The organism is Bacteroidota bacterium (genome assembly GCA_017303905.1).
Classification (GTDB): domain Bacteria; phylum Bacteroidota; class Bacteroidia; order B-17B0; family Aurantibacillaceae; genus JAHEYG01.
Genome location: JAFLBH010000001.1, coordinates 143,729 through 155,319 on the forward strand (window position 1 = coordinate 143,729; position 11,591 = coordinate 155,319).

At 36.8% G+C, this 11,591-nt stretch carries 11 protein-coding genes; 5 read left to right on the plus strand and 6 right to left on the minus strand.

Annotated features, from left to right (window positions below; translation table 11 throughout):
* The first annotated feature begins 30 nt into the window (after positions 1-30).
* On the plus strand, positions 31-2,274 hold the full coding sequence (locus tag J0L69_00630; GenBank protein ID MBN8691663.1) for an RNA-binding transcriptional accessory protein: 2,244 nt from the start codon (positions 31-33) through the stop codon (positions 2,272-2,274).
* Between the two features lies 1 nt (position 2,275).
* Positions 2,276-3,550, plus strand: a complete 1,275-nt coding sequence (locus J0L69_00635) for a hypothetical protein (protein ID MBN8691664.1) — start codon at positions 2,276-2,278, stop codon at positions 3,548-3,550.
* On the opposite strand, the gene J0L69_00640 is transcribed toward J0L69_00635, so the two are convergent.
* The 3 genes from J0L69_00640 to J0L69_00650 all read right to left on the minus strand — a co-directional run bounded on the left by J0L69_00640 (position 3,547) and on the right by J0L69_00650 (position 6,227).
* Positions 3,547-4,398, minus strand: coding sequence for a hypothetical protein (locus J0L69_00640; protein ID MBN8691665.1), 852 nt, complete (start codon positions 4,396-4,398; stop codon positions 3,547-3,549). The two genes, J0L69_00635 and J0L69_00640, sit on opposite strands and share 4 nt — an antisense overlap.
* Before the next feature lie 111 nt (positions 4,399-4,509).
* On the minus strand, positions 4,510-5,799 hold the full coding sequence (purD, locus tag J0L69_00645; protein ID MBN8691666.1) for a phosphoribosylamine--glycine ligase: 1,290 nt from the start codon (positions 5,797-5,799) through the stop codon (positions 4,510-4,512).
* Between the two features lie 53 nt (positions 5,800-5,852).
* On the minus strand, positions 5,853-6,227 hold the full coding sequence (locus tag J0L69_00650; protein ID MBN8691667.1) for a hypothetical protein: 375 nt from the start codon (positions 6,225-6,227) through the stop codon (positions 5,853-5,855).
* A gap of 225 nt (positions 6,228-6,452) precedes the next feature.
* Here J0L69_00650 and mnmH point away from each other — a divergent pair, with 225 nt between their 5' ends.
* Together mnmH and selD are read left to right on the plus strand one after the other, a co-directional pair.
* Positions 6,453-7,487 (plus strand): tRNA 2-selenouridine(34) synthase MnmH, encoded by a 1,035-nt coding sequence (gene mnmH / locus J0L69_00655; GenBank protein MBN8691668.1) that lies wholly within the window; start codon positions 6,453-6,455, stop codon positions 7,485-7,487.
* The gene (gene selD, locus J0L69_00660; protein ID MBN8691669.1) at positions 7,474-8,502 is read left to right on the plus strand and encodes a selenide, water dikinase SelD; all 1,029 of its coding nucleotides are present in this window, start codon (positions 7,474-7,476) and stop codon (positions 8,500-8,502) included. Before mnmH ends, selD begins: the two co-directional genes overlap by 14 nt.
* Here the strand turns inward: selD and J0L69_00665 are convergent.
* Entirely contained in the window at positions 8,499-8,939 is a 441-nt protein-coding gene (locus J0L69_00665; protein MBN8691670.1) for a hypothetical protein, read from the minus strand. The two genes, selD and J0L69_00665, sit on opposite strands and share 4 nt — an antisense overlap.
* A gap of 150 nt (positions 8,940-9,089) precedes the next feature.
* On the opposite strand from J0L69_00665, the gene J0L69_00670 reads away from it, so the two are divergent.
* Positions 9,090-10,580 carry a LysM peptidoglycan-binding domain-containing protein gene (locus J0L69_00670; protein MBN8691671.1) on the plus strand — a complete coding sequence of 497 codons (1,491 nt, stop codon included), beginning with the start codon at positions 9,090-9,092 and terminating at the stop codon, positions 10,578-10,580.
* Here the strand turns inward: J0L69_00670 and arsC are convergent.
* Positions 10,577-10,930: an arsenate reductase (glutaredoxin) gene (gene arsC / locus J0L69_00675; GenBank protein ID MBN8691672.1), complete on the minus strand. Its 354-nt coding sequence runs from the start codon at positions 10,928-10,930 to the stop codon at positions 10,577-10,579. The two genes, J0L69_00670 and arsC, sit on opposite strands and share 4 nt — an antisense overlap.
* The gene (locus J0L69_00680; protein MBN8691673.1) at positions 10,927-11,571 is read right to left on the minus strand and encodes a hypothetical protein; all 645 of its coding nucleotides are present in this window, start codon (positions 11,569-11,571) and stop codon (positions 10,927-10,929) included. The genes arsC and J0L69_00680 overlap by 4 nt, the downstream gene beginning before the upstream one ends.
* Positions 11,572-11,591 lie beyond the last annotated feature (20 nt).

An 11,591-nucleotide genomic window follows, 5' to 3' on the forward strand; every position in this document is an offset into this window, starting at 1 on the left:
TCTAAATTTGCTTGTAACGAAATTGAAATTATGAGTGAAGTAAAATTGTATTTTAAAATTGCCGACGATTTAAAAATTGATTCGAAACAGGTTAAGGCAACTGTTGATTTATTGGATGAAGGTGCTACCGTTCCATTCATTTCACGTTACCGTAAGGAAGTAACCGGTAGTTTGGATGAAGTACAGGTATTAGCCATCAAAACTGAAATCGAACGTTTGCGCCAATTGGAACAGCGCCGTGAGAGTATTTTAAAATCCATTGAAGGACAAGGAAAACTCACAGAGGATTTAAAAGAAAAAATTCTGGCAGCCGATACTTTATCTAAGCTGGAAGATTTATATCTGCCATATAAACCTAAACGCCGCACCAAAGCTACTATTGCACGCGAAAAAGGATTAGAGCCATTAGCTCAGCTGATTCTTGAACAAAAGAATAATGATGTTTTTGCGGCAGCTCTCGAATATGTAAACAAAGAAAAAGAAGGTGAAAATCCTGAAGAAGCTTTACAAGGTGCTCGTGATATCATTTCCGAAATCATCAGCGAAGATGCCATTGTGCGTGAAGGTTTACGTAAATTGTTTAAAGAAACAGCCATCATTAAAAGCCGCGTGATAAAAGGCAAAGAAGAAGAAGGTGAAAAATTTGAAGACTACTTTGAATGGGAAGAAAAACTATCGAATTGTCCTTCGCACCGAATGTTGGCTATGCGTCGTGGTGAAAAAGAAGATTTTCTAATTCTGGATATTACAATTGATGAAGAAGCGGCTCACGATTTATTAAAAAAACAATTCGTTATAAGCCGAGGTGAATGCGCGCAACAAATTCAACTGGCAATTGAAGACGGATACAAACGACTATTGGCACCAAGCATTGAAGCTGAAATTCGCTTATTCACTAAACAATTAGCCGACGAAAAAGCGATTCAGGTTTTTGCGGATAATTTACGTGAGTTATTATTAGCTTCTCCACTCGGACAAAAACGAATTTTAGGTGTTGACCCCGGATTTAGAACAGGATGCAAAGTGGTGGCTTTAAATGCACAGGGAAAATTACTGGAAGAAACCGTTATTTATCCTCACGAACCTCAACGCAGAACTACAGAAGCAGAAAATGTTATTCTGGCGTTTTGCGCTAAACATGATATTGAAGCAATTGCTATTGGTAATGGAACTGCTTCTCGCGAAACAGAACAATTTATCCGAAACATTGATGTGCTTCCAAAAAACATTCCAATTATAGTGGTGAGTGAAGCCGGTGCGTCTGTTTATTCTGCGAGTGAAGTGGCGCGTGAAGAATTTCCTGATAAAGATCTTACTGTACGTGGCGCTGTTTCGATTGGTCGCCGATTAGCTGATCCTTTAGCTGAATTGGTAAAAATTGATCCTAAATCCATTGGAGTTGGACAGTACCAACACGATGTTGATCAGAGTGCGCTAAAGAATAAATTGGATGATGTGGTAATGAGTTGTGTAAATGGTGTTGGTGTTGAATTAAACACTGCTTCCAAACAATTACTCTCCTATGTGTCTGGTATTGGCGAAACATTAGCAAAAAACATTGTTGAATATAGAAATGAAAACGGACCGTTCCGTGCGCGTAAAGATTTATTGAAAGTACCGCGTATGGGGGAAAAAGTATTTGAGCAATGTTCAGGCTTCCTTCGTATTCGTGATGGCGTGCATCCTTTAGATAAAAGCGCGGTGCATCCTGAAAGTTATCACATCGTAGAAAAAATGGCGAAGGATTTAAACTGCGGGATTGATGAATTGATGAACGATAAAGAACTCCGCAAAAAAATAAACTTAAATAATTACGTAACCGATACGATTGGTTTGCCTACTCTAAAAGATATTATGGCGGAGTTAGAAAAACCAGGGCGTGACCCACGTAAATCATTTGAAGTATTTAGTTTTGATGAGAACGTACATGAGATTTCTGATTTAAGAGAAGGCATGCGCTTACCTGGTATTGTTACTAACGTTACTAATTTCGGCGCTTTTGTGGATGTGGGTGTACATCAAGACGGATTAGTACACATTTCTCAATTGAGCGATACCTTTGTAGATGATCCGAATACTATCGTAAAAGTTGGACAAAAAGTGTGGGTGAATGTGACAGAAGTTGATGTAAAGCGAAAACGCATTGCATTAAGCATGAAAGGTGAAGGAATGGTTTCATCCAAAAAATCTTCTCCTAAAAAAGAAGAAACGTCTTACGATCCAAACGATATGAAATCTGCTCTGGCAGCATTAAAAGGCAAATTCGGCAAATAATTTGGCAACTGTAAAACAAATACAATGTCCGGCTTGTGGTGCAAACAGCACTTATAAAACCGTACATGGTAATTATATGTGCAATTACTGTCAGAGTACTTTTGAAGTTACAGCTACAGCCAACAAACCAACCCCTGTTTCGTTCGGCACTACTAATGCCAAACCAATAAATCCTGTTGCAGGAAAAATCATTGCTTTTGTTTTCATAGGAGTGTTTGTGGCTATGATGGGAGTTGGTGTTTCTGTATTCTTGTTTACAAAAAATAACGCCACTAATCCTGTTGAACAAATTTTTTCGGAATGGCAGAAACCATACATTCATCATTACGAATGTTTCGTTGGCAGTAAAGGACCGGTTGCCTGGACGGTTATGCAACAAACCCGTAACCGATTGGACAGCGTAAAGTATAAAATCAACATTATAGATCCATCTTCAAAGAAAGTGCGTGCCGAAAAAGATTATCTACCGCAAATGACCTGGAAAGAATCGTTTAACGTTAGCAAAAAAATAGATAATGAGTTCGTTTTAATAAATGACTTAGCCTACAATTCCTCCGAGGAAAATTTAATATGCGCTTTTGATATTTACACTTTTGAGAAAAAAGAAGACGCTGAAACTATCAAGAAAAAATTTCCCGAGTTGTCATCCGGTATTTCTAAAACAGAGCTCATTCGTTATAAAAACGCTTTTAAACTGACAACCAACGATGGTGACGAATTTGTTTATTATCCGGCCCGCAATATTCTGAGAAAACAAAAAGAAGATGACATGAGTTATCGAACAGATACATCAACAGTTTATCAAATTTATTTACGTGAAAATGAAAATCACAAACAGTTATGGCTGATAAAACACATCATTGATGCGAGCCGTAATGAAATGGATGTTTATGGTTATGGCTTGGAAGAAATTGCGAAAGGAAAAAATAGTAGAGGACCCGTTAAATCTGCAAAACAAATCAGCGAAAAGAAATTTTTTAAAGCGCAAGGCTTAACAAGATTCAAGAACAATTATATACTGGTGTACGCCGAAAATTTGTCAAAAAAAGCAAAAGTAATTTTAGAAAGCTTTAATTCAGAAGGCAAAAGCAATTGGCAACTTATCCATCCCGATTTACAAATATTAATTGAGAGTCCGTTTCAAACACTTAATTGTGATTACAGCACAAACGGAAAAACACTTGTGATTAATATCAATGGCGCCAATCGCAAAAGCGTATGCTTTGATTTAGAAAGCGGCAAATATCTTTGGACGTTCTCGCCTTCTGTAGATTAATGAAACAAACTCACTGATATAACATGGCAGTATTTTTCATGCAGTTTGTTTTCGGGAACATAATTTATGATCAACTTAATCGCTGAAGAACCATTAATTAACGTATAATTTTCATAAGCGCGCAATACATCATCAATTTGATAATGTCCTCGTTCCAATTGCAATCTATATCCTCTTATCATCATTCTCACAATAGACGTATCTTTTTTAATATTTCTGAGATGAGAATTCTGCATTTCCTTACTACCTACATAAGCAATGTCTTTTGGCGACATTTTAAAATCATTCCCTAATTCAAAAACAGATACGCTTACATTAAATCCATCTTTTAACTCTGAGTAGTAATTTTTATTCCGCTTAATATAATTTAATAAATAAGGGGGCAATGGATTGATTAGAGTATCAGGCTCAGAAGGCAACATCACATAAAATGAATCACCCAAATAATTCGTACGCCATTTAGGAAATTCATTTAAATCTTTGGTACCGGCCCCGCTTAAATAATAAAGAAATATTAAGGCGAATATTATTACCAAAGAAAAGAACCATTTTGTGTGCTGTTTGTTCTTGATGTATTGGCCTTCGTTTGCATTTAATAGCTTGGCCTCATAGCTTCGATGTATTCTGTCTCGCTCCAACTTTTCATTATACTCCTTTCGTAAATCAACATTCATCAGGATAGTATATGCAATCCAGGTTTCAGGATTTCTGTTTTTTAGTTCTTCATCCGACAAATTTACGCCCGGACTAAATGAACGAATTGTATTCTTGTAAGTTTCGAATGAAATTGCAATCTCATCTTGAGACGCATTCAGGGATAGTTTTAATGCTTCGTAATAATTTGACATTCTAACTTTTCCCCAAATATAGATATCGTATCAATTCATTATTGATATGCGATTTTTTTATTTGTTTTAACAAGACTTTTTGAACTACTATCACGCAAGGGTGTACATTATCTAATACCCCTTCCACTCCATCAAATCTTTTCCAATATCGCGACGGTAATATTTTTTATCGTAAGTGATTTTTTCAGCGTTAGAAAAACTTGTTGTAACAGCCTCTTTAATTGAATTTCCAAATGAAGTTACGGCAAATACACGACCACCGGATGTAACGACCTTGTCACCATCTTGTTTTGTACCGGCATGAAACACATGAGAACCATCCACTTTTTCCAATCCTGATACCACTTTGCCTTTTTCATAGTCTTCAGGATATCCTCCGGATACTAATACTACGGTGGTAGCTGTTTGCGATGTCACCGCAAAGCGCTTTTTATCTAAAGTTTGTGTGGCAACTCCATCTAACAAATCCAATAAGTCAGATTCAATGCGTGGAATTACTACTTCCGTTTCCGGATCACCCATTCGGCAATTATATTCAATGACGCTAGGCTCTCCCTTGTTATTCATTAATCCGATAAAAATAAATCCACGGTAATCAATACCATCTTTAACTAAACCATTGATGGTTGGCTTCACTACTTTTTCCTCTACCTTTTTAATAAAAGCTTCGTCGGCAAATGGTACAGGACTAACTGCTCCCATCCCCCCCGTATTTAAACCAGTATCGCCTTCACCAATTCGTTTATAATCCTTAGCTGCCGGCAAAATTTTATACGACTTGCCATCCGTTAATACAAAAACAGACAACTCTATTCCGTGCAAAAATTCTTCGATAACAACTGTTGCCGATGCATCACCGAATTTTGCATTCAACAACATGTTTTCTAATTCAGCTTTTGCCTCCTTAATGTTATCTATAATTAATACTCCTTTCCCCGCTGCGAGTCCACTTGCTTTTAAAACAAATGGTGGCTCTAATGTTTCCAAAAACTTTTTACCCTCTTCACATGTATCTTTTGTAAAACTATGATAACGTGCCGTAGGAACGCCATGACGCATCATAAATTGCTTGCTGAAATCTTTACTGCCTTCTAATTGCGCGCCATCTTTTTTTGGCCCTATTACAGGTATGTCTTTTAATACATCGTCTTGCAAAAAATAATCATGAATTCCTTTTACCAAAGGATCTTCGGGTCCAACCAGCACCATGTCAATTCCCTTTTCCCATACCAGTTTTTTAACGGCTTCGAAATCGGTAGCACTGATGTTTACATTGGTACCACAGTGCGCGGTGCCGGCATTACCGGGCGCGATGTATAAATTTTCGAGCTGTTTGCTTTGCGCAATTTTCCATGCAAATGCATGCTCTCTCCCTCCTGATCCAAGAATTAATACGTTCATAAAATTGATTTGTGCAAAATTAAAAAATCCCGCCTGATTGCGGGATTTAAATATTAAAAGTATTTACTCTTATGGAAAGTGGCGTTACCTCTTACGCGGCGTTTAACTCTCTCTCGGTTAATTCGCGCCTGTAAACCATCTTTGTACTTACGATTATTTGTGCGAGTACGTGAAAACAAATGTGGCTGCTCGCGGTTTTGTTTTTTACCCGGACGAGTTGGTTTATATACCCAGCCACCAACAACCTTAGAGCCTTTGCCCTTCTTCTTTGTTGAACCGCCGTATGCAAATGAATTAGTCTTTTTAATGTGTGCTCTGGAGCTTCCGCCACGACGTTGATTCTTGTGCTCACGACGACGCTGCGCTAAAAGAGGCGTAGTAATCCCAAATGCGAAAAGCAGAATAAATATGACAAGTACCCTTTTCAAAAAGTTGTAATTACAATATTAATTAAAAATTGTTACAATTTCCAGTATTTTTAGATGAATAGCAAATTGTTATAAGGGAGATTTTAACAAATACGCTCTAATAAGTCGCGCCCATTCAGGCACTCAGTAATTTGCCATTCAGCAAATGAGTGAGACCCCTTTTTGAGAGAGCTAAATATTTAGATTTTTACTGATTTTTAAATAGTAAATTTACCTTCTTATCCAATGAAAGCCGAGTCGCTCACAGTAACAGAATTTCTTAGCCGGTCAAAAGGCAATACCCTCATTGATGTGAGAGCGCCTATTGAGTTTAAGAAAGGACATCTGCCGGGCGCTATTAATATTCCACTTTTTGATGACTTGGAAAGAGCTGAAATTGGCACTTTATACAAGGCGAAAGGAAGAGAAGATGCCGTTATGCGCGGACTGCAAATTGTATCGCCAAAACTGACTGATTTTATTAAAGAGGCAAAAAATAAGAGTGGCAACAACAAAGTATTTATTTATTGCTTTAGAGGTGGGATGAGAAGTAATTCGTTTGGATGGCTGTTGAACACGGCTGGATTAGAATCCAGGATTATGGAGGGTGGCTATAAAGCTTACCGAAATCATGTGCTAAATCACTTTAAAAATCGTTATAACCTGGTTTTATTGGGTGGAGCTACAGGTTCAGGTAAAACAGAAATCTTGCACCATTTGAAAGATAATATTCAGATTTTAGACCTTGAAAAAATTGCTCATCACAAAGGTTCTGCTTTTGGAAGTATTAACGAGTTGCCTCAAAATCCTCAACAGCTTTTCGAGAATAATTTATATGACGCTTTAGTTAACTTATCGTATGAAAAACCGATTTTGGTAGAAGATGAATCCATGTCTATCGGCTATAATAAAATTCCTTATACATTTTGGCTCCAGATGAAAGAAGCACCCATCATAAAAGTAATGGTGCCGTTTGAATTAAGGGTAAATCGCTTAGTGAAAGATTATGGTATGGCAGACAAAAATCTTTTAGCAAAGTGTATCCGGAATATTTCGCAGCAATTAGGTCCTAACAATGTAAAAGATTGCATGCAGTACTTAGAAGAAGGGAATTTAGCCGATGTGGCAACCATTACTTTGCGTTACTACGATAAAGCTTATGAATACAATCATGTTAAGCGTGAGATAAAAAAGATCATTCTCGTAGAAACCGACACAGATGATGCCGCAATAAATGCATTAAAGGTAAAAGAGGTATTTGAAAATTATGGAAACCTATAAACTCACACAATTTAGTAAAGCTTCCGGGTGCGGTTGCAAAATTGCACCTGCTGTATTGCAGGAAATTTTGAAAAACAATGATGATTTTGAATGTAAAGAATTGCTGGTTGGAAATCACACTAACGACGATGCAGCAGTATATGATTTAGGAAATAATTCATGTTTAATAAGCACCACTGATTTTTTTATGCCCATTGTAGATTCGGCCTTTGATTTCGGTCGAGTTTCAGCCGCCAATGCCATTAGTGATGTTTATGCTATGGGAGGAAAACCATTATTAGCTGTGGCCATTTTAGCCTGGCCAACCGAAAAATTAGGAACTGAATCTGCACGTGAAGTTTTGAATGGTGCGCGCGCTATTTGTAAGCAAGCAGGTATTCCATTGGCAGGCGGACACAGCGTTGAAAGTTTGGAACCCATTTTCGGATTGGCGGTTAACGGACTCGTTGATAAAAACAATTTAAAGCAAAATCATACAATTGAAGAGGGAAACATAATTTATCTAAGCAAAAAATTAGGTACCGGCATTTACAGCACGGCTCTCAAACGTGGAAAACTAGAGGAGCAGGACTATAAAGAACTACTTGAATCGATGACCGAATTAAATAATTTTGGTTATGAATTAGGAAAACTTCCCTATGTAACAGCACTTACGGATGTGACCGGGTTTGGTTTACTTGGTCATCTCAGTGAAATGATGGGAACAAAAAAACTGACAGCCCTAATCACAAAAAACAAAATCAGAACTTTTAAAAATATTTCACATTACACCTCGCAATTTATCTATCCGGATAACACTACACGTAACTTCAACGCCTATGAAATACAAATCAATGGCATGGTAGATATGGATTTTCTTACGTTTTGTGATCCTCAAACATCAGGCGGTTTATTGTTTACCATTCGGAAAGAACATCAAAAAGAATTTGAGTCGTGGAAATCAAAAAATAATTTTGATGCAGTGGCTATTGGAGAAATAACCTCCCGTAAAGAAAAAATGATTGAATTGATTTAATCCGCACGATCAACAACCAAGCTCTTACAAACAAATTTATTTACAGTATCGCGAAAAGCCTGTTTATTTGAAGAACGAATTCCGAAAGTAGATATCGGCTCTATTTCATCATCATTGTACGTGATGTTAAACCCTTTCTTATTTACCTCTCCTACGCTTTTAATATCGATAAAATACCAAAACTTATTACTGAAAATAGAACGTTTGATTTCAAACTTATCTTCATAAATAACTGCATACGGATTCAACATTAACCATAATGTTTGAAAAGCGAAAATTACCGCCGGCACCGCCAAAACAAATGACAAAGGATGTACAATTATAAAATAAGAATATGTGAAATAGGAAAAAGTGGCGGTAATTGCCATAAATACCGCTACAACAAGCAGATTACGCTCAAAATAATGCACAGGAATATCTTCTTTTTGCTTTTTCACATCTCAAAGTTAAAAATTAATATTCTTTAACGAGGACTTTCTTCCTTCTTTTTTTATACTTGTTAATTGGAAAAACGCTTTTTATTTAATAACTATGTAACTTGTTCTTGTTTTTAGCGTAATACTAAATGCGGAGAACTTACTAAACTGATGAAGAATTTAAAACACATAGCCATCTTCGTTTTTACGGCATTATTTGGAATTACTAAATCCCAAATACTAACGCCCGACGATCCTATTGCCGCTATGTTGGATAGTTTAGAAAACAAAAAAGTGCTGGAGATGGCTTTTACCAAGCCTGTACATCCTAAAAACAAATTTAATTACGCTTACGACAGCATTCCTAAGTTTGACGATTTCATTTATGAAGCGCGTCTCGCAAAATTGGATGCCGCTTCTCCATTTGATTTAGTGTACAATTCTCACGTTCGCGGTTTTATCGATTTGTACCTTAATCGTAAACGTGAACTCATGAGCCGTATGCTCGGCATTTCACAACTTTATTATCCAATGTTTGAGCAAGTACTTGACCGTTATAATATTCCACTTGAATTAAAGCATTTGGCTGTTATTGAATCAGCCTTAAACCCAAATGCCCGCTCACATGCCGGCGCACAAGGCTTATGGCAATTCATGTATCCTACAGGAAAAATGTACGGCTTAAATGTTACTTCCTATGTTGATCAACGCAGCGATCCATACAAAGCAACCGTTGCCGCAGCAGAGTATTTAAAAGCATTGTATGATTTGTTTAATGATTGGCAAATGGTTTTGGCAGCTTACAATGCCGGTCCTGGCACTATCAGTAAAGCCATTCGTCGCTCCGGCGGAAAGAAAACTTATTGGGAGATCCGTCCGTTTTTACCACGGGAAACTCAAGGATACGTGCCTGCTTTTATTGCAGCTAATTATGCCATGACTTATTATGCCGAGCACAACATTTATCCTGCAGTTCCTAAAAAAACTTACTTTGAAGTAGACACTGTTGTTCTTAAAGAACAAATGACTTTCTCACAAATCAGTTTGTCGCTGGATATTCCTTATGACGAAATAAAATATTTTAATCCGCAGTACCGAAAAGACATCATTCCTGCAGGCGGAAACGCGCTTTGTTTACCAAAAAGTAAAATTGGGTTTTTCCTAACCAATGAACAGGAAATTTATGCAGCTATTAAAGCGCAACACCAAACAGAAGTAGAAACAACTGTAAAAGAAGTTCAACTTACACATGTAGTTAAATCAGGGCAACGCTTAAGTGATATTGCGCGTAAATATGGTGTTACTGTTGGAGATATCAAAACCTGGAATTACATTGGTAAAAAAGGAATTCGTCCCGGAAAGAAATTAGTTATTTATGTGCCGAAAAAAGATGATGGCAAGGTAGATAATCTGGCTGTGACTAAATCTGAATCAGCTTCTGACACCACTGACAATAAAAAATTAGCCGTTAATTCCTCTCCTGCTAAAACTGCGGTGAAAAGTACAACATCGAAAAACGCAACAACACATAAAGTGAAAAGCGGGGAAAGTTTATACAGTATCTCCAAAAAATACGGAGTAAGTGTAGATGAATTAATGAAGCTAAATAAGCTAAACAAAAATTCAAAGTTAGCGATCGGACAAACTCTAAAAGTCCGTTAAGCTTTTTTTCTCTTTATTAAATCTATAACTAATTCGGTAGGGCGACCAATTACAGCTTTGTATCCATCAATCACTATCGGGCGTTCTATTAATACCGGATGCTCTGTCAAAATCTGTATCCATTCTGAATCCGTAAACTTTTTATTCGCAAACTTCTTAATAAAAATTTCTTCTTTCTTGCGAATAATATCAAAAGGCTTACATCCCAATTTAGCAAGAAGCTCTTTTAATTCTTTTTTAGTCGGAGGCTGCTTTAAATATTCGCGAATCTCAACCGCGCATTTATTTTTATTCAACAAGTCGAGTACTTCTCTGCTCTTCGAGCAACGTGTATTATGATATATAATCATACAATAATTTGATTTAAAAGATGATTTATTTCAGTGGACTTATTAATTATCATAGCGTGATTACCGCCTTTAATTGTGTAATCAGCCTTTACACTGCTATAGGTTAACAGCTTATCGGCATCACCATGTATGTGAATAATATCGGGACGATGACAATTATGTTGTTTCCAATTAACTATACAATGTATGCTGTTCTTGATATATCCGGGCTTCATCGAATTTACCATACTTAAAAATTCGGGCATGAATTTCTTCTCGAATCCTAAAATCCATCGCGAATTTTTAGTCATACGCTTCAGCATTTTGTCATTCATTAAACTGTATAAAGGAAGTTGACGAAACAATTTAAGCATCGGTGCCAGTTCTTTACTGCACTTACAACTTGAAATTAAAATAGTTTTCTCGGGCTTTATAAATAATGAGATTTCGGAACAAAGCATACCTCCAAATGAAACACCCAATAAATAAAAAGGATGTGATGTTTCAATTTGATCGAGAAATTTCTTAGCGTATGACTGCAGAGTATCCCGACTTGTTATCTCCGGCCAACTCAACACTTTTAAACGCGCATTACTTAAATGCGTAAACTGAAACAACTCTTCTGTTGTAGCTAAACCGGGAATGGCATAAACTGTTTTCACAACATAAATTTAGCACATCC